The 19,812-nt window shown below is 73.6% G+C and carries 12 protein-coding genes; 10 read left to right on the forward strand and 2 right to left on the reverse strand.

Annotated elements, in window-relative coordinates; translation table 11 throughout:
- Positions 1–101 precede the first annotated feature (101 nt).
- The 8 genes from ACWC24_RS03730 to pstB all read left to right on the forward strand — a co-directional run bounded on the left by ACWC24_RS03730 (position 102) and on the right by pstB (position 16,278).
- Complete coding sequence (locus ACWC24_RS03730; RefSeq protein ID WP_450661418.1) at positions 102–4,976, forward strand: DNA repair ATPase; 4,875 nt, start codon at positions 102–104, stop codon at positions 4,974–4,976.
- Positions 4,977–5,237: 261 nt separating this feature from the next.
- Complete coding sequence (pstC, locus tag ACWC24_RS03735) at positions 5,238–6,284, forward strand: phosphate ABC transporter permease subunit PstC (protein WP_450661200.1); 1,047 nt, start codon at positions 5,238–5,240, stop codon at positions 6,282–6,284.
- A 10-nt stretch (positions 6,285–6,294) separates the two neighbouring features.
- The gene (gene pstA / locus ACWC24_RS03740; RefSeq protein ID WP_450661201.1) at positions 6,295–7,788 is read left to right on the forward strand and encodes a phosphate ABC transporter permease PstA; all 1,494 of its coding nucleotides are present in this window, start codon (positions 6,295–6,297) and stop codon (positions 7,786–7,788) included.
- Positions 7,788–9,560 (forward strand): phosphate ABC transporter substrate-binding protein PstS, encoded by a 1,773-nt coding sequence (gene pstS / locus ACWC24_RS03745; protein ID WP_450661202.1) that lies wholly within the window; start codon positions 7,788–7,790, stop codon positions 9,558–9,560. Before pstA ends, pstS begins: the two co-directional genes overlap by 1 nt.
- Complete coding sequence (locus ACWC24_RS03750; RefSeq protein ID WP_450661203.1) at positions 9,557–12,196, forward strand: hypothetical protein; 2,640 nt, start codon at positions 9,557–9,559, stop codon at positions 12,194–12,196. The genes pstS and ACWC24_RS03750 overlap by 4 nt, the downstream gene beginning before the upstream one ends.
- A 122-nt stretch (positions 12,197–12,318) precedes the next feature.
- Positions 12,319–14,310 carry an Ig-like domain repeat protein gene (locus ACWC24_RS03755; RefSeq protein ID WP_450661204.1) on the forward strand — a complete coding sequence of 664 codons (1,992 nt, stop codon included), beginning with the start codon at positions 12,319–12,321 and terminating at the stop codon, positions 14,308–14,310.
- Between the two features lie 163 nt (positions 14,311–14,473).
- The gene (locus ACWC24_RS03760; protein WP_450661205.1) at positions 14,474–15,382 is read left to right on the forward strand and encodes a sortase; all 909 of its coding nucleotides are present in this window, start codon (positions 14,474–14,476) and stop codon (positions 15,380–15,382) included.
- An 89-nt stretch (positions 15,383–15,471) separates the two neighbouring features.
- Positions 15,472–16,278, forward strand: a complete 807-nt coding sequence (gene pstB, locus ACWC24_RS03765) for a phosphate ABC transporter ATP-binding protein PstB (RefSeq protein ID WP_450661419.1) — start codon at positions 15,472–15,474, stop codon at positions 16,276–16,278.
- A 60-nt stretch (positions 16,279–16,338) separates the two neighbouring features.
- On the opposite strand, the gene ACWC24_RS03770 is transcribed toward pstB, so the two are convergent.
- The gene (locus ACWC24_RS03770; protein ID WP_450661206.1) at positions 16,339–16,914 is read right to left on the reverse strand and encodes a TerD family protein; all 576 of its coding nucleotides are present in this window, start codon (positions 16,912–16,914) and stop codon (positions 16,339–16,341) included.
- A 204-nt stretch (positions 16,915–17,118) separates the two neighbouring features.
- On the opposite strand from ACWC24_RS03770, the gene ACWC24_RS03775 reads away from it, so the two are divergent.
- Positions 17,119–17,589, forward strand: a complete 471-nt coding sequence (locus tag ACWC24_RS03775; protein WP_450661207.1) for a BlaI/MecI/CopY family transcriptional regulator — start codon at positions 17,119–17,121, stop codon at positions 17,587–17,589.
- A gap of 3 nt (positions 17,590–17,592) precedes the next feature.
- The gene (locus ACWC24_RS03780) at positions 17,593–18,579 is read left to right on the forward strand and encodes a M48 family metalloprotease (protein WP_450661208.1); all 987 of its coding nucleotides are present in this window, start codon (positions 17,593–17,595) and stop codon (positions 18,577–18,579) included.
- 18 nt (positions 18,580–18,597) lie between these two features.
- Here the strand turns inward: ACWC24_RS03780 and ACWC24_RS03785 are convergent, their stop codons facing one another.
- Positions 18,598–19,671: a sporulation protein gene (locus ACWC24_RS03785; protein ID WP_450661209.1), complete on the reverse strand. Its 1,074-nt coding sequence runs from the start codon at positions 19,669–19,671 to the stop codon at positions 18,598–18,600.
- Positions 19,672–19,812 lie beyond the last annotated feature (141 nt).

Below are 19,812 nucleotides of genomic sequence, written 5' to 3' on the forward strand. Positions count from 1 at the left end.
CCGCTTCTGACTCCGTCGCGGACTCCGGCTCGAGGACGGCTTCTGACTCCGCCGCGGGCCTCGGTCCGAAGAGCGCTCCGGACTCCGCCGCGGGCCCCGGCCTGGACGCCGGCACGTACGAGGTGCTGCGCGACCGGCTGGCCGCGCAGGCCGAGGACCTGGCCCGCCGAGCGCGGGCGCTCGACTCCCGCCGGGTGGAGGAGTTCGGCGCGACCCGGCTCGCGCTCGCCGGGACCGGACAGCTGCGCACCGGACGGGCCTGTCTGCCCGCCGACGTCGTGGCCGTCGGGGACCGGCTGCTGTTCGGTGCCCACTCCGTCCTCGGACTGCGGGCCGAGGCGTCCGTCGGCGACGTCCTCACCCTGCGCGACCGCGACCTGAACCGGCTGCCCGAGGACGCGGTGCCCGGGCTGCTGGACGACCCCGGCTTCGTCCGCGAGTTCGCCGCCCTGCACCGCTACTACCGCGACACCCGTCTGCTGCGGCTGCGCCAGGTCGACGGCCGGCTGCTCGCCGTCTTCCGCACCGGGGAGAAGCCGGACGACATCCGGGTGCTGCGCTGGGCGCTCGCCGACGACGGCCGGGTCTCGTTCCTCGACGCGCGCGGCGAGCGCGACCACGTCTTCCCGCCGTCCCACGACTTCACCTGGACCGCGACCACCCGCGAGGACCACGTCCCGGGCCGCCGCCCGCACGTGTCCGTCGAGGGCGAGGTCTTCGTCGCGACCGTCGGCGGCAGCCTCACCGTCAAGACCGAGGACGACACGGAGACGGACCGGGCGATCCACACCGAGCCGGTCGACGAACCCCTCCAGTCGCTCGCCGACGCGGACATCCGGTACGCGCGGGTGGGCGCCCTGCTCCTGCTGCGGGTGCGCCCCTACAAGGAGACCGCCTGGCGCCACTTCGTCTTCCACACCCTGACGAGGACGGTGGTCCGGCTCGACGCCGTCGGGCAGTCCTGCCGTCGGCTGCCCGAGGACCAGGGCATCGTCTTCCCCGGCGGCTACTGCCTCGCGGCGACGGGCGCGCACCGGACCTTCGACCTCGACACCGAGGGCCTGGAGTTCGAGCGCGAGGTGCGCTCGCCCAACGGCGAGGACGTGCTGTACGCGTACCACGCGCCCGGCGCCGGACGCAGCCTCCTGCTGCCGTACAACCTGATCCGCAAGGAGATCTCCACCCCGCTGGCCTGCCAGGGCTGGGCGCTCTTCGACGACGGATCGCTGACGGTGCTGCGCACGGACCCGGCCGGCGCGGAACCGGCCCGGGTGCACCCGCTCCAGGTGTGGACGTCGCCGTACGAGTCCGACACCCGCGCCGCCGCCCGCCCGGCCGGTTCCGGGCCGCTGTCCCGGATCGGCAACGCCGACCTCGTGCGGGGCGTCTCCGACTGTCTGACCCTCGCCGCGTCCGTCGCCGGGACGCCTCCCACGACCGAGGTGTACGAGGCCCTGCGCGCCGCCTGCGTCCGGGCCGCCGACACCCACCACTGGCTGGCCGAGCCCGAACTCGGCGATCTGCGCACCCCGTTGGACGCGGTCCGGGACACGGCCGAGCAGGTCGTCACCGAGTTCGAGACGGTCCGGACGCTGACCCGCCGGGCCGCCGACGCCCTCGACGAGTCCGCCGAGCGGATCACCTCGCTCGTCCGGCGGCTGCGCGGCGAGGCACCCCGCGACGCCGCCTCCTGGGTCACGGGACTGACCGAACTGCGGCGCGCCCAGGGCAGGTTGCTGAACCTGAAGGAGCTGAGGTACGCCGACACCGCCCGTATCGACGAGCTCGCCGCCGGGGTCGGCGCCGACCTCGCCTCCTTCGGGCAGCGCGCGGTGGCCTTCCTGGCCCGCGAGGACGCCCTGGCCGGTCACCACCAGGAGATCGAACGGCTGCTCGCGGCCGCCGAGGCGATCCCGACGGCCGCCGAGGCCGCACCCCTGACCGGCCGGCTCGACGAGCTCGACGACGGCCTGCGCACGGTCACCGAGGTGGTCGCCGGACTCGACATCGGCGACGCCACCGTGCGCACCTCGATCCTGGAGCGCGTCGCCGAGGTGCTGGGCGGCGTCAACCGCGTCCGCGCCACGCTCGACGCCCGCCGCCGCGAACTGCGCGAGCACGAGGGGCGCGCCGAGTTCGCCGCCGAGTTCGCGCTGCTGGGGCAGTCGGTCGTCGGCGCCCTCGCGGCGGCCGACACCGAGGAGGCGTGCGACACCGGGCTCGCCGCGCTGCTCGTACAACTGGAGAACCTCGAAGCCCGCTTCTCCGGGTTCGACGACTTCCTCGGCGAACTCGCGGACCGGCACACCGAGGTGTACGAGGCGTTCTCCGCCCGCAAGCAGACCCTCGCCGACGCCCGCGCCCGCCGCACCGAACAGCTCGCGGCCGCCGCCGCACGCGTCCTCGCGACGCTCGCCCGCCGCGCCGCCGCACTGGACACCGCCGACGCGATCAGCACGTTCTTCACCTCCGACCCGCTGGTCGAGAAGGTCCGGCGCACCGCCGACGAACTGCGCGCACTCGGCGACCCGAGCAGGGCGGAAGAACTGGCGGGGCGCCTGAAGGCGGCCCGCCAGGAGGCGGTGCGGGCGCTGCGCGACCGTGCCGACCTGTACACCGACGGCGGCCGCACCCTGCGCCTCGGACGGCACACCTTCGCCGTCAACACCCAGCCCCTCGACCTCGCGCTAGTCCCCCACGGCGACGGTCTCGCCCTCGCGCTCACGGGCACCGACTACCGCGCCCCGGTCACCGACCCGGACTTCGCCGCCACCCGCCCCTACTGGGGCCGGCCGCTGCCCTCCGAGTCCGCGACCGTCTACCGCGGCGAGCACCTCGCGGCCCGGCTGCTGGCCGAGCACGGCCCCGCCGCCCTGGCCGACGCCGACCTGCCCGCACTGGTCCGCCGCGCGGCGCAGGCGGCGTACGACGAGGGCTACGAGCGCGGGGTGCACGACCACGACGCCACCGCGATCCTCACCGCGCTGCTGCGGCTGCACGCGGGCGCGGGCGTGCTGCGCCACGAGAGCGCCGCCCGCGCCGCCGCCCAGCTGTTCTGGGCGCACGGCGTCGGCGCCGCCCGGCGCCAGAGTCTGACCCGGCGGGCGGTGTCGCTGGCCCGGGCCGGGGAGGTGTTCGGGACCGTGCCCGCGATCGCGGACCTCAAGGCGGAGCTGGCGGCCGAGATCGGCGCGCCGGCGGCCGCGTACCTCTTCGAGGAGCTGACGACCGGCCCCGAGGGCTTCGTCATCGGCGCGGCCGCCCGCACCCTCCTCGACAAGTTCCGCCGCGCGGCCGGCACCTCGGCCTACGAGCAGGACCTCGCCGCCCTGGACGCGCTCGACGACCGCCGGCAGCTCGTCGAGGGGTGGCTGTCGGCGTACACCGCCGCCACCGGCGCGGACACCGGCCCGGGGGACCTCGCCGAGGCCGTCGCCGCCGAACTCTGCCCGGGGCTGGTGCGCCACGACAGCGAGGCACCGCTGACCGCGGCCGTGACCGGACTGCTCGGCACCCACCCGCGCATCACCCGCCGCACCCTCGCGCTGCGCCTCGACGAGTTCCTCGCCCGCACCGACGACTTCCGCGCCCACGCCGTCCCCGGCCACCGCGCCTACACCGCCCGGCGCACCGCGCTGCTCGCCGCCGAGCGCGCCCGGCTGCGGATCGACGAGCTACGGCCGCGGGTGATGACCACGTTCGTGCGCAACCGTCTCGTCGACGAGGTCTACCTGCCGCTCGTCGGCGACAGCCTCGCCCGGCAGATCGGCACCTCGGACGAGTCCAGGCGCACCGACACCGGCGGTCTGCTGCTGCTCGTCTCCCCGCCCGGCTACGGCAAGACGACCCTCATGGAGTACGTCGCCGACCGCCTCGGCCTCGTCCTGGTCAAGGTCGACGGCCCCGCGCTCGGTCACGGCGTCACCTCGCTCGACCCGGCCGAGGCCCCGAACGCGACCGCCCGCCGCGAGGTCGAGCGGATCAACTTCGCGCTGGCGGCGGGCGGCAACACCCTGCTCTACCTCGACGACATCCAGCACACCTCGCCCGAACTGCTCCAGCGGTTCATCCCGTTGTGCGACGCCACCCGCCGGATGGAGGGCGTACACGACGGCGAGCCCCGCACCTACGACCTGCGCGGCAAGCGCTTCGCCGTCTGCATGGCGGGCAACCCCTACACCGAGTCCGGCAGCCGCTTCCGGGTGCCCGACATGCTCGCCAGCCGGGCCGACGTGTGGAACCTCGGCGACGTGCTGACCGGCAAGGCGGACGCTTTCGCCGTCAGTTTCGTGGAGAACGCCCTCATCGCGAACCCGGTGCTGGCCCCGCTGGCCGGCCGCGACCGTGCCGACCTCGACCTGCTGCTGCGGCTGGCCGCCGACGACCCCACGGCCCGCGCGGACGGCCTCGTCCATCCCTGCGCCCCGGCCGAACTCGACCGGATCCGCGCCGTCCTGCGCCATCTGCTCGCCGCGCGCGAGACGGTCCTCGCCGTCAACTCCGCCTACATCGCCTCCGCCGCGCAGAGCGAGGACGCCCGCACCGAGCCGCCGTTCCGGCTCCAGGGCTCCTACCGCGACATGAACAAGATCGCCCAGGCGATCCGGCCGGTCATGAACGACGCCGAACTCGACGCCGTCGTCCAGGACCACTACCGCGCCGAGGCCCAGACCCTGACCACCGGCGCCGAGGCCAATCTGCTGAAACTGGCAGAGCTGCGCGGCACCTTGTCCGGTGCGCAGGCCGCGCGCTGGGCCGAGGTGAAGGCGTCGTACCTGCGTGCCCGGGGGCTCGGCGGCGGCCCGCTCCCCGGGACGGAGGCCGGGACGGCGGCCGAGGCGACGGCAGGGGCGAGGGCCGGGGCACTGACCGGTGCGCTGACGGAGGCGGTGGCCGCTCTCGGGCTGCTCGCCGAGCGGGTCGCCGCCGTCGAATCGGCCATCACCCGGACCGGCACGCCCCGCCCGCCCGTGTGACCTGCGGAGTCCGGCAGGTCGCCCGGGAGCCACGGGATCTGTCGGGCGATGTCCGTCAGGACTCGTTCTGTCAGGGGGAGTTCACGTCCGGCGTGATGTGAGTCCGCGCGCACAACTAGCCCACTGAAATGACATGAACGATTCACTCTGTATCCACAATTGACGCGTCGGGACGACAGGATCCGGCCATTGACTCTCCCCGCGCAGCCGTCTTCCGGCACCGCGCGGGGAGAGTCGTTTCCGGGTGAGGGGCGTACATACGTGGAGTCCGAGCAGGAAGAACCCGACAGACCCGGGGGAGACATACCCGGAGATGCCGAGCCGGACGGGAAAGAATCGTTTCCCCGGCGTCCCCACGCAGGGCGGGGCCTCGGTGACCGGATCTTCCGGGTCCAACTGACGGCCACCGGGGTCACGGTTCTGGCCATCATGGCGGCCGTGGGCCTGTTCCTGCTGATGAGAGCCGGTCAGGCGCTGCGTGCCACCGGCCTCTCGTTCCTCACCACCCCCGAATGGCAGCCGGACGTCCACCGGTTCGGCATCGCGGCCGTGCTGACCGGGACGCTGCTGATCGCCGCCGTGGCCGTGACCATCTCCGTGCCGCTGGCCCTCGGGACCGCGCTGTTCATCTCCGACGTGGCTCCGCGCCGGCTGCGCCGCACCCTCGTCACCCTGGTCGACCTGATGGCCGCCGTGCCCTCGGTGGTCTACGGGCTCTGGGGGCTGTTCTTCCTCCAGCAGCACGTGATCGGCCTGTCGCGCTGGCTGTCCGACTGGTTCGGCTGGATCCCCCTGTTCACGGTGGACGGCACCCAGCCCGGCGATCCGCTCGCCACCGAGAGCGTCTACACCGCCTCCACCTTCGTCGCCGGGATCGTCGTCGCGCTGATGGTCGCGCCGATCCAGTGCTCGGTGATGCGCGAGGTGTTCGCACAGGCCCCGGCGGGCGAGCGCGAGGGCGCGTACGCGCTGGGCGCCACCCGCTGGGGAATGATCCGCGCGGTGATCCTGCCGTACGGCAAGGGCGGCATCATCGGCGGCACGATGCTGGGCCTCGGCCGGGCGCTCGGCGAGACGATCGCCGTGTACCTGATCATCTCGCCGGTCTTCACCGTCCAGCCGCACATCCTCCAGACCGGCTCGAACTCGGTGTCCTCGCTGATCGCCCTGCACTACGGCGACGCGTCCCCCTTCGGCATGTCGGCGCTGATGGCCGCGGGCCTGGCCCTGTTCCTGCTGACGCTGGCGGTCAACTTCACCGCCTCCTCCATCGCCACCCGCTCGCGCTCCGGCGCGCAGAGCGACTGAGAGGCCCGACATGACCGTCGTAGAAGACAACGTCGTAGAAGACACCAGGCCGCTGCCCGCCGCGGTCCCGGAAGCGGCCGGAGCCGGTGCCGCCGCCGACGCCGTGGAGTTCCCCGACCGGCCCCGGCCCATCGGCGGAGTCACCCGCTCGGGTGTGCTGTCGCTGGTCGGCGCCGCCGCCTCCGGGCTGTGCACGACCGTGTTGCTGTTCGGCGAACTCGCCCCGCTCTCCGGAGGGTTGGGCTTCACCGTCACGGCGTACCTGTCCTTCCTGCTGATCTACGCCGTGCTCACCGGCCTGGAGGAGGACCGCCAGGCCGTACGGGACCGGGTGATGACCGTCGTGCTGTGGACGGCGGCGCTGCTGATGCTCTCGGCGCTCGTCCTCGTCGTCGGGTTCACCGCCTGGCGCGGGCGCGAGGCGCTGCTGCACGGCAACTTCTTCACCCAGGACATGCAGGCGGCGGGACCGCTCGACCCGCTCACCAACGGCGGTATCGCGCACGCGATGCTCGGCACCCTGATCATGATCGCCATCGCGCTCACGATCACCGTGCCGCTCGGTATCGCCTGCGCGATCTACCTCAACCAGATCCCGGGACGCTTCTCCCGGTTCGTGCGGACCATCGTCGAGGCGATGACCGCGCTGCCCTCGATCGTGGCCGGTCTGACCGTGTACGCGACCTGGATCCTCTACCTCGGTATGCAGAAGTCCGGTCTGGCGGCGGGCTTCGCGATCAGCGTGATGATGCTGCCGATCGTGATCCGGGCGTCGGACGTGGTGCTGCGACTGGTGCCGGGCACGCTGACCGAGGCCGCGGAGGCGCTGGGCGCGCCACGCTGGCGGACCGTGTGGCACGTGGTGCTGCCGACGGCCCGTTCCGGGCTCGCCACCGCCGTCATCCTCGGCACCGCGCGGGGTATCGGCGAGACCTCGCCGGTCCTGCTCACCGCGGGCTTCACCGCCGCGCTGAACGCCGACCCGACGAGCGGGCCGATGATCTCGCTGCCCCTCGCCGTCTTCAACTTCGTGAAGTCGCCGGAACCGACCATGATCGCCCGCGGCTTCGGCTCGGCGGCGGTGCTGATGGCGCTGGTACTGGTGCTGTTCGTGGTCGCCCGGGTCATCGGCGGGCGCGGCCCCGGCCACCAGAGCCGCCGCCAGGCCCGCCGGTCCGCCCGCGTCTCCCGCCGGGACGCGGCCCGCTTCGAGGAACTGCACGCGCCCCCGCTGTCGCTGTTCAAGGACACGGACGGGTCCGAGGACGTCGAGTACGCCGCCGCGGTACAGGACACCGCGGACGCGTCGGTCGCCGAGGACCCCACGGACACGGCACCCGCCGAGCGCACCGAGTACGTCACGACCACCCCGGCCGGGACGGCCGGCCCGGTCGCCACCGCGACCGACGCCGGCGCCGTCCCCGCCCCCGAGGCGCACCGCACCACCCCCGCCGCCGAAGTCCAGTGCAACGCTCCCGTCGAGGACACCGGAGAGACCGACTGATGTTCAGCCACCTCATCTCTCGTCTGAGTCGCCTGCGGGCGCCGGCCACCCTCGGCGCGGTGTTCGGCGTGCTCGTGACGCTGCTGGCCGGCCCGCTCGCCGCGCCCGCCGCCGCCGAGAGCTACACGCCGATCGCCGGAGCCGGCTCCACCTGGGCGGAGAACGCCGTCGACGAATGGCGCCGGGCCGTCAACCAGTACGGCATGCGGATCAGCTACGCCGGTACGGGATCCTCCGACGGCCGTCGTCAGTTCCTCAGCGGCACCGTCGACTTCGCCGTCTCGGACATCCCGTTCCAGACCCACCCGACGGACGGCTCCGCGGCCGAGCGGCCGGGCGCCGGATCGTACGCGTACATGCCGATCGTGGCGGGCGGCACCGTCTTCATGTACCACCTGACGGTCAACGGCAAGCGGGTCACCAACCTGCGGCTCTCCGGGGACGTCGTCACCAAGATCTTCACCGGGGTCGTCAAGAGCTGGGACGACCCGGTGATCAAGGCCGACAACCCCGGGGTGCAGCTCCCGCACCGCACCATCGTCCCGGTGGTCCGCTCGGACGGCTCGGGCTCCACCGCGCAGTTCACGATGTGGATGGCGAACCAGCACAAGTCGCTGTGGCAGGCGTACTGCGGGCGCGTCGGACGGTCCGGGGCCTGCGGGCAGACCTCGTACTACCCGACCGTCACCGGCATGATCGCCCAGTCCGGCGACCTCGGCGTGGCGGGCTACGTGGCCCAGAACTACGGCGAGGGCGCGATCGGGTACGTCAACTACTCGTACGCGCTCAACGCGCACTACCCGGTCGCCAAGGTCCTCAACCACGCGGGCTACTACACCGAACCGACCCCGCAGAACGTCGCGGTGTCGCTGCTCAAGGCGAAGATCAACACCGACAAGGGCTCCGCGGACTACCTCACCCAGCAGCTCGACGGCGTCTACAACGACTCCGACAAGCGCAACTACCCGCTGTCCAGCTACTCGTACATGATCCTGCCGCTGAAGGTGCAGGGCACCTTCACCAAGGCCAAGGGCAAGACGCTGGGCGCGTTCTCGTACTACTTCATGTGCCAGGGCCAGCAGTCGGCTCCCCAGCTCGGCTACTCGCCGCTGCCGATCAACCTGGTGAAGGCGGGCTTCGAGCAGATCCGCCGGATCCCCGGGGTGACGGCGAAGAACATCAACGTCCAGGGCTGCAACAACCCGACCTTCACCGCGAACGGCCGTAACAAGCTCGCGGAGACGGCCCCCTACCCGGCGGCCTGCGACAAGAAGGGCGCCGCGCCCTGCGGGACCGGCAGCGGAGGTGCCACGACCAACGGCAGCGGCGGCGGTTCCGGCGGCACCTCCGGGAGCTCGGCCGTCGGCGGCACCTCGGGCGGCTCCGCCGGCACGGGCACGGGCGGCACCGCGACGAGCGGCGGTACGACGGGCTCGGCCACCTCGGCGGGCGGCGCGTCCGGCGGAGCGCAGCCGTCCGTCGACCCCGACACCGGGCAGACCATCGCGGCGGCGAACACCGGCTCCGGCGGCTCCGGCGGCTCCGGCGGCGGGGCCGGCGACGACACCGTCGCCCTCGCCCAGCCGATCACCGTGGCCGCGCAGCACGGCTGGACCGGCACGCAGACGCTGATGGTTCTGGCCGCGCTCCTGGTGCTCGGGCTGGTGCTGCTGCCCTCCCTGGTGTCGCGGCTGATCACCGGCGGCGCCGACACCCGCGCCGCCTCCTCGGCCTCCTCCGGTTCCTCCGGCACGGACGGGGGTTCGCGATGAAGCGTCTGCGCGACACCCTCGTCCGGCTGGTGGCCGGCGCCGCGGTCGGCGCCCTGGCCGGTCTCGCCGTCGCCCAGGCGGCGCCGAGCGCCACCGCGGCGGCCGCCACCGGCTCCGCCGTCACCGTCTCCGGGCGCGGCGAGTTCAAGGACATGAGGTTCACGGTGAGCCAGACGAAGCGGCTCACCAGCCAGGCCATCACGGTGAGTTGGTCGGGCGGCACGCCGACCACGTTCGCCGGCACCTTCTTCAACACCGACTTCGTGCAGATCATGCAGTGCTGGGGCGACGACGACGGCACCGTGCCGTCCAACCCCGGCCCGGCCCGCACCCAGTGCCAGTACGGCGCCTCCCCGACCACCGACCGGGGCAGCTGGCCCGGCAACGAGTACGACGACACCCGCAAGGTCTTCTACAACGCCGACCCGGCCAACTACGGGCAGGACGACCGGTACGGGGCGGCCGGCGCCAACGGTCTGGGCGAGGTGCCCTTCAAGTCCGTCGACGGCACGGTGATCACCAGCGGCACCCAGAACAACGCCTTCTTCAACCGCAACACCACCAACGAGGTCGACTTCGCCCGCACCGGCGCCGACGGCAGCGGCAAGGAGTACTTCGAGGTCCAGACCGCCAACGAGGCACCGCACCTCGGCTGCGGCACGCCGGTCAGGACCGGCTCCGGCACCAAGCCCCGCTCCTGCTGGCTGGTGATCGTCCCGCAGGGCCGGCTCGACCTCGACGGCAAGCCCTACGCGGACACCAGCACGGTCAACGCGGGCTCCCCGGTCTCCTCCACCAACTGGAAGAACCGCGTCGCCGTCAGGCTCGACTTCAACTCGGTCGGCACCAACTGCGCGCTCGGCTCCGACGAGCGCCCCACCACCGGCAGCGAGCTCGTCGCCGACGCCATGACCAGCTGGCAGGCGGCCCTGTGCCCGACCGGCAAGGTCTACGGCTACACCGAACTCGGCGAGCCCGACACCCGGGCCCGGCTGATCGCGGACGGAACCGCCGGGCTGGCCTTCACCACCCGTGCCCTGGGCGCCGACGAGGGCAGCACCGCCCCGTCCGACACCACCACGTACGCGCCGGTGGCGCTCTCCGGGACCGTCATCGGCTTCACGATCGAGCGCAGACCCAGGTCCGGAGCGCCGGACGACATCCGCAGACAGGCCGGCACCAAGGTCGAGTCGATCGACCTCACCCCCCGGCTGGTCGCCAAGCTGCTCACCGAGTCGTACCGCAACTCCGCCTGGGGCGCGGTGCTCGGCGGCACCGCCGCCAAGGGCTACGAGTGGGCGAGGACCAACCCGGCGGGCCTGGCCAGCGACCCCGAGTTCATCGCGCTCAACCCCGAGTTCGCCTATCTGTCGGTCGCCGAGACCCCGGCCACCGACACCGACCTGATCACCTCGCTCGGGCACACCGACACCGCTCGCGCCCTGTGGCAGTGGGTCCTGTCCGACGCCGACGCGCGCAGGTTCCTGTCCGGGCTGCCGGACGGCTCGGGCATGGTGGTCAACCCGTACTACTCCACCAACCCGGACCTGAACCCCACCGGCTCCGCCTTCGAGGCGGCCCGCGCCGACGACTACCCCAAGAGCGACCCCTGGTGCACGGTCCCGCCGGGCACCGACGCCACCCTCAAGCAGTGCATGACCGACTTCCACCCGTACGTGGACGACCTGCACTCCGGCGCGCTGCACACCCGGCGCGCGGACACGCTGTGGAAGTCGACCTGGGACCCGCTGGGCAACCCGCCCGCGTTCAAGAGCCCCGGCCCGCAGACGGTCGGCTCCCGGTTCGTGATCACGGTGACCGACGCGGCGTCCGCCGCCCGCTACGGGCTCCAGACCGCCCGGCTGCGCAACGCGGCGGGCAACTTCGTCGCCCCCGACGACGCGTCGCTGAGCGCCGCGGCCACGAGCGCGACCGGCACGGACGCCCCCGAGATCGACCCGGCCAAGGTCACCGACGCGGGCGCCTACCCGCTGGCCCAGCTCGTCCACGCGGTCGTACGGCCCGGCTCGCTGAGCGCCGCGGCCCGCAAGGACTACGCGGCACTGCTGCGGTACGCGGCCGGTGCCGGCCAGGTCAGCGGCGCCGACCCGGGCCGGCTGCCGGCCGGTTACGCCCCGCTGTCCAAGTCGCTGCGCGAGCGCGCCGTGCGGGCCGCCGACGCCCTGGCGAAGTACACCGGCCCGTCCGGTTCGGGCGACGGTTCCGGGTCCGGCTCCGGCGGGACGGACGGGGGCAGCGGCCAGGTCGGTTCCGGCAGTGACCTGGGCGGCGCGGGCGGCGCGGCCTCCGACGGCACGCCGAACAACCTCGGCCAGTCGCCCGCGGCGGCCGGCGGCACGGGCGGCACGCCCACCGTCAAGGCGTCGTACGACGGCGGCAAGGCCGTGCAGACCACGGCCGCCGGCACCACCCCCGCCGACCCGGCGAACTCGCTGCGCTACGCCGTCCCGGTCGGGGCCGCGCTCGGCGCCGTCGCCGCCCTGGGCGCGCCCTTCGCGGGCGGCAGCAGGCCGCGGCTGCCGCTGCGCATGCCGCTACCGGGAGGCCGCACCGTGACCGTCCTGCCGCAGCTCAGGCTGCCGGAGCGACTGCGCCGGCCGCTGCCGCCGCGGTGACACCCCGGAGCCCCCTGCGGGGAGCTCCCCACAGACGGCCGTCCGCCCCGAAAGGCAGTCGGGGCGGACGGCCGGTACCACCCTGCCAGATCCACCCGCGCACGATCCTCAGGAGAACCTCCATGCGCTCTTCGCGCTCTACGGCCGCGCTCGTCGCCGCCGCTGTGGTGGCCGGCGGCCTGGCTCTCGCCAGCCCTGCGTACGCCGACCCGACCCCCGCCGGGACCTACCGCTCGCTCGTGGGCGTCGGCTCCGACACCACGCAGGACGTGCTCAACGCCCTCGCGGGCGACTCGGTGAACGGCACCACCTACGCCGCCGTGAAGGCGGCGAGCGGGGCGGGCATCGCCTCCTACGACGCGATCGAGCCTCTCACCGGCTCCACCACCTCCAGCATCCAGACCCGCTCGGCCGGGCCCTCCTTCCTGCGCCCGAACGGCTCCGGCAAGGGCCGTCTGGCGCTGAGCCAGGCGCTGACCGGCGACAAGTACCCGGACAGCTCCGGCGTCGCCATCAAGGGCCAGGTCGACTTCGCGCGCTCCTCCAGCGGTCCGAGCACCTCCGGCACCGCGCTGACGTACATTCCGTTCGCGCGCGACGCGGTCGGTGTCGCGGTCAAGGGCTCCGCCCTGGACAGCCTGACGGTCGACGACCTGCACGACATCTACGCCGGCACGACCACCGTGGTGAACGGCCAGACCGTCCACCCGAAGATCCCGCAGTCCGGCTCGGGCACCCGCAAGTTCTTCCTGAGCGCGATCGGCCTCACCGACGCCACGCTCTCCCCGAACATCCCGACCGTCCAGGAGAACCAGGCGAACGACGGCCTCACCGAGGACGGCGCGCTGGAGCCGTTCTCCGTGGGCAGCTGGATCGCCCAGATCAACGGGGTCGCCCCCGACCACAGCAAGGACGCCGCGGCGGCCGGCGGTCACCTGGCGAGCGTGCAGCTCCCCGGCGACACGGGCGGCGCCACCACCCCGGTCGCCACGGCCAACGGCAAGCTGGTGCCGGTCAACTACTACTACGAGAACGCCACCTTCGGCCGCGACGTCTACAACGTCGTCCCGACCCGGGCGATCGACCCGACGAGCGTCTTCTTCGACAAGGACCTCTACGACGTCTTCGTCACCAGCGGCAGCCACACCGCCGCCCTGGCGTCCGACACCGCCGAGCAGACCATCGCGGCCTTCGGCTTCGTGAACGAGTCCTACAACGGCTCGGTCAACCCGGCCAAGCACGCCAAGCTCGGCGGCCTGGAGGAGTCGGGCATCGACCTCTCGACGCCCGCCGCGCCCGTGCTGAAGGCCGCCCTCGGCGACGCGGGCGTCAAGCTCACCTGGACCGCGCCCGCGCCCACCGGCCTGCCGCTCACCGACTACCGGGTCACGCTGACCGGCTCGGACGGCGCCGTCGTGGCGACCAAGGACGTCCCGGCCGGCACCACCTCGTACTCCTTCACCGGCCTGGCCGTCGGCACCTACACGGCCACCGTCTCCGGCGCCAACCTCAACGGCACGGGCGCCGGAGCCACCTGGACCGGCGCGGTCAAGTACGCCAGCACCACGAAGGCGGCCGTGGCGACCGCCGCCTACGGCCAGACGCCCAAGGTCGCCGTCACCGTCACCGGCACGCACGGCGTCGTCGCCTCCGGCAAGGTCACGGTGAAGGAGGGCAGCACCGTCCTCGGCACCGCCACCCTGAGCAGCACCGGCAAGGCCACCGTCGCCCTCTCGAACCACCTCAAGGTCGCCACCCACGCCCTGTCCGTCTCCTACGGCGGCGCCGCCAAGCTCAACACCTCCGCGGCGACCGTCTCGCTGAAGGTCGTCAAGGCGACCCCGGCCGTCAGCGTCAGCGCGCCCACCTCGGTCAAGCACACCGCCCGGGGCAAGGTCACCGTCAAGGTCACCGCGACCGGCACCACGCCGACCGGCACCGTGCGCATCTACGAGGGCAGCAAGATCATCGCCACCGGCACGCTGAGCGCCGGCAAGGTGACCGTCACCCTGCCGAAGCTGCGTGCCGGCCGGCACACGCTGCACGCGTACTACGCGGGCTCGACGACCGTGAACACCCGCAACGGGGTGAACTTCGTCGTCAAGTCGGTCTGATCCGGCACCCGTTGTCCCGCCCCGCCGGGACGGCCGCCCGCCGCGGCCGCCCCGGCGGGCCCGGGCGCCGGGGCGGCCGCCATCCGCGCCGGCACCGCCCACCGCGTCGGCCACCCCGTCCGGCACCACCCTCAGTACCCATCCAGCGAAGGAGGCGGGCCCCGTGACGGTCGCCGTACAGACACCCCTCGCGCCGACCGCGGTCCTGCCGCGCGTGCGGAGCATCACCGCGGTACGCCACCTCGCCCGGGGCGGTCTGCTGAGCCTCGCCGCCCTGCTGCTCGGCATCACCGCGCAGCTGCTGCTGCTCAGCGGGGCACAGGAACACTCCGCGCAGCAGACCGCGTTCGACGAACTGCGCAATCGACTCGCCCTCGGCACGGCCCCGGTGGCCCAGACCGACCAGCAGGGCGACCTGCTGACGCCGGGCAGCCCGCTCGCCCTGATCAAGGTTCCCTCGCTCGGCCTCCAGCAGGTGGTCCTGGAGGGCACCGACTCCACCGTCCTGACCGGCGGCCCCGGCCACCGCCGTGACACCCCGCTGCCCGGACAGGCCGGCACCAGCGTGCTGATGGGGCGCGCCGCGGCGTACGGCGCACCGTTCGGACGGCTGGCCGAGCTCGCCGAGGGCGACCGGATCACGGTGATCACCGGGCAGGGCAAGGCCACCTACGAGGTCCTCGACGTCCGGCGGGCCGGCGACCCGGCGCCCGCCCAGGTCGCCGCGGGCGAGGGCCGTCTCGTCCTGGTCACCGCCACCGGCCCCCGCTTCATGCCGGGCGGGCTGCTGCGGGTGGACGCCGACCTGGTCTCCGCGGCCTTCCCGACCCCGGCGGCCGTCGTCCGCCCCGGCACGCTGCCCGAGGCCGAGCAGCCGCTGGCCCGCCCGGCCGGCGTGCCCTGGCCGCTGGTGCTGTGGCTCCAGGCGCTGCTGGCCGCCGCCGTCGCCGCCGTATGGGCGTGGCACCGCTGGGGCCGGCACCAGACCTGGATCGTGTTCGCGCCGGTCGTCGCCGTGCTGGGCCTCCAGGTCGCCACGCGCACCACCGAACTCCTGCCCAACCTGCTGTGACCGACCTCCGCCCGAGCCCCGCAGTGAACCCGCGAACCGAGGTACCCGACGTGACCGACACGACCCTCTCACCCACCGACACCGTCGTCCTGCCCTCACCGGCCGACGCCGCCGCCGTCGGCCCCGCGACCCTCCAGGCGCGTGCCGTGTCGGCCTGGTTCGGCAACCACAAGGTCCTCGAACGGGTCTCCCTCACCATGCCCGCCGGGCAGGTCACCGCCCTGATCGGCCCGTCCGGCTGCGGCAAGTCGACGTTCCTGCGCACCCTGAACCGGATGCACGAGCTGATCCCGGCGGCGCAGTTCGCGGGCGAGGTCCTCTTCGAGGGCGAGGACATCTACGGCCCCGCGCGGCGGCTGACGGACGCCCGGCGGCGCATCGGCATGGTCTTCCAGAAGCCGAACCCGTTCCCGGCCATGTCGATCTACGACAACGTGGTGGCGGGCCTGAAGCTGACGGGCACGCGTGCGAACCGCCGGGAGAAGGACGTACTGGTGGAGGAGTCCCTGACCCGGGCCGGCCTGTGGAAGGAGGTCCGCGACCGGCTGCGGCAGCCCGGCGGCGCGCTCTCCGGCGGCCAGCAGCAGCGGCTGTGCATCGCCCGCGCCCTCGCCGTACGGCCGCGTGTGCTGCTGATGGACGAGCCCTGTTCGGCGCTGGACCCGACCTCCACCCGGCGGGTCGAGGAGACCATCCACGAGCTCGCGGGCGAGGTGACCATCGTGATCGTCACCCACAACATGCAGCAGGCGGCCCGCGTCTCCGACCAGTGCGCGTTCTTCCTCGCCGAGCAGGGCACGCCGGGCGGGATCGTCGAACAGGGCCCCACCGAGCGCATCTTCGGCACCCCCGAGGACCCGCGCACCGCGGACTACGTGGCGGGCCGCTTCGGCTGACCCGCGCGGCCCCCCGGCCCCGGGCGCGACGCCGGGGCCGGACCGGACACGGGCGTCGGGTCAGACGTTGACGCCGAAGTCGGAGGCGATGCCGGCGAGCCCGGAGGCGTAACCCTGGCCCACGGCGCGGAACTTCCACTCCGTGCCGTTGCGGTACAGCTCGCCGAAGACCATCGCGGTCTCGGTCGACGCGTCCTCCGACAGGTCGTAGCGGGCGATCTCCTGGCCGCCGGTCTGGTTGACCACGCGGATGAAGGCGTTGCGGACCTGGCCGAAGCTCTGTCCGCGGTTCTCGGCGTCGTGGATGGACACCGGGAAGACGATCCGGTCGACCCCGGCCGGCACCGCCGCGAGGTTCACCTTGACGGACTCGTCGTCGCCCTCGCCCTCGCCGGTGAGGTTGTCGCCGGTGTGCTCGACCGAACCGTCCGGGCTGCGGAGGTTGTTGTAGAAGACGAAGTGCTGGTCGGACAGGACCTTGCCGGACGCGTCCAGCAGCAGGGCCGAGGCGTCGAGGTCGTAGTCCGTGCCCGTGGTCGTGCGGACGTCCCAGCCCAGGCCGACCAGGACCGCGGTCAGCCCCGGCGCCTCCTTGCTGAGCGAGACGTTGCCGCCTTTGGAAAGGGAAACTCCCACGCTGCTCTCCTCTGCTCCGCCGGTGGCCGGGCGGTCCGGACCGGCGCCGGATGGACTGCGATGCGAATCTACAGCACTGTAGAAGATGTGGGGAGGCCGCTCACCGCTCAATACGATGGGCCCTCGTCGTCGACGACGACGAGGCGCACGACGGGCGGGAGGCGTACGGCGCGTCGGACGAACCCCAGGGCCCAGGGAGGCAGCGTGACGGAGCGGTACGAGGACAGGGCGCGGCCGGACGCCCCCGGGCGCAGGCGCGGCCAGGGCGAGTTGGAGGCCCAGGTGCTGTCCGCTCTGAAGTCGGCGCCGGAACCGGTACCGGCGGGCTGGGTGCGCGAACGCCTCGGCGGCACCCTCGCCTACACCACCGTCATGACGATCCTCACCCGGCTCCAGGCCAAGGGCGCGGTCACCCGGGAGCGGGCGGGCCGGTCGTTCGCCTGGACGGCGGCCGCGGACGCGGCGGGGCTCGCCGCCCACCGGATGCGCCGGGTCCTGGACGGCGAGAGCGACCGGGAGGCGGTGCTGGCCAGCTTCGTCTCCAGCCTCCCGCCCGGCGACGAGGAGCTGCTGCGCAGGCTGCTGCACGAGACCGACGAGACCGACGAGACCCACGAGGGCGACGAGGGCGACGAGGGCGACCGGGGCGCGCCGGGAGAGGGCCGGGCGGGCTGAACCGTGGGCGTGTTCGTCTTCCTCCCGCTCGTCCTGCCGCTGACCGCCTGGCCCGTCGCGCGGCTCGCCGAGCACCGGCTGCATCCGCGCGCGGCCACGCTGCTGCTCGCCGGTGCCGCCGCCGTCCTGGGCCTGTGCAGCACCCTGTGCCTGGGTCTGCTCGCGATCGTCGGCACGGCCCAGCTCCCCGGCAACCCGCTGCCGGACGGCTGGGCCGATCCGGAGGTCCGCGCGGCGGTGCCGCACGACGAGGTGGTGGGCAAGGCCGCGGTGGGCGCGCTCGCCTTGGCGTGCACCGCCTGCGTGGGTCTGCTGCTGCGACATCACCGCGTGCGGCGCCGTGCCGTACGCGCCCTGCGCGGGCTGCCGCCCACCGAGGTCGCCGTCCTCCCGGACGCCCTCCCCTACGCCTACGCACTGCCCGGCCGCGGGCCCGGACGCGGGTACGGGCGTACGTACGGGTACGGACGCCGTCCCCGACGGCCGGGCCGGGTCGTGGTCTCCACCGGGATGCTCGCCGCGCTCACCTCCCGGGAGCGGCGCGTGCTGTTCGCCCACGAACGCGCCCACCTGGCCGGCCACCACCACCGCTGGCTGCTGCTGGCGGGTCTGGCAGCCCGCGCGAACCCTTTCCTGCGCCCGCTGGGCACCGCCGTCGGCTACACCGCGGAGCGCTGGGCGGACGAGGAGGCGGCCGGGGCGGTCGGCGACCGCCGGGTGACGGCCCGGGCAGTCGCCAAGGCGGCCCTCGTCTCCCGCCCGGCGCCCGCCCCGACCCTGGCCGCCCTCGCCGCGGCACCGGGACCCGTGCCGCGCCGCGTGGCCGCGCTGCTCGGTCCGCCACCGGCCGCCCGGGCCTGGCCGCCCCTGTTCACGAGCGCGGGCATGGCCGCCTGGACCGCGGCCGGGGGAGCCGCCCTGTCCGCGATGTCCTCGGCGAACTCGGCGGTCACGATGTTCATGATCCTCAAGGCGGCCACACCGCTGTAGCGCGCCGCCCGCCGGGACTCAGTCCTCGTCCCCGCCCTCGTCGTCATCGTCGCCCTCGAAGAAGTCACCGATCTCGTCGACGACCTCGGCCGCCACCAGCCCGCCGACGACGCCGACGGCCAGCCCCGCCGCACCGGCCGCGACGGCGGTGCCCAGGCCGGGGCCGGAACGGTGGTGCTCGTCGTGACGGCCGTGCTCGCCGTACCCGTGCCCGCCCCCGTACGAGTCGTCCTTGTACCCGCCGGCGTACGGACCCCCGTGCGCGTGCGGATCCCCGTACCCGGCACCGTGCCCGTACCCCGCGCCGGAGCCGTGGGCCGCCCGGTGCTCGACGAGCTGCCGGATCCAGCCGTCGACCTCGGTGTTCCAGTCCCGGTGGAGGGCGTCGTCGTGGCCGACGGTGAAGCGGACCAGCGCGTCGTGTCCTTCGGAGAAGAGACCGCCGCGCCGGTCGGCCTCCAGGATCACCTCCATCCGGTCGTAGCCGGCCAGGAAGGTCACCTCGACCTCGTCGACGGCGTGCGCGTACTGCGGCGCCGGGGTCAGCTCGATCTCCTGGTAGAAGGGCAGCCGCTGGTCCGTGCCGCCGATCCGGCCGTATTCGAGGTCCGCGGACCTGAAGCCGAAGCCGAGCTGCCCGAGCGCCTCGAGGACCGCCTCCTGGACGGGCAACGGCCGTACGGCGAGCGGGTCGAGGTCGCCCTTGTCCCGCGCCCCGGACACCGCGAGCTCGGTGCGCACCCCGAGCACGATCCCGAGCCGCTGCCCGTACAACTCGCTGACCGGTGTCTCCCACGGCAGCGTCACCTGGAACGGGACGCTGTACCGCGCCTCCTCGCCGAGCCGGAACGCACCGCCCACCACGAACCGTTCGAAGACGACGAAGCCCTCGCTCTCGCCCTCCTCGTGCTCGGCCTCGACCCGGGCGACGAGCTCCAGGGCGATGTGCTCGACGTCGACGGCCGAACCGCCGCCCCGCAGGTGCACCTGTCCGGACAGCACCCCGCCGGGCGCCACCGCGCCGTGGTCCAGAACCGTGTCCACCGAGGGGCCGTCCACACCGATGGCCCCGAGCAGCCGTTTGAACACCATGCCGGTGTCGCTCCTTCACTGATCGCCGCGTCGTTCCGCGGCCCGGCGCGGGTCGCGACGGGCCGTCGCCACCAGAACTACCGCACCAGGTAAAGAAGTTCCCAAGGCGCGTCCGCACGGGTGACGCCTTCGCCGCCCGCA

This window comes from Streptomyces sp. NPDC001443 (assembly GCF_053597355.1).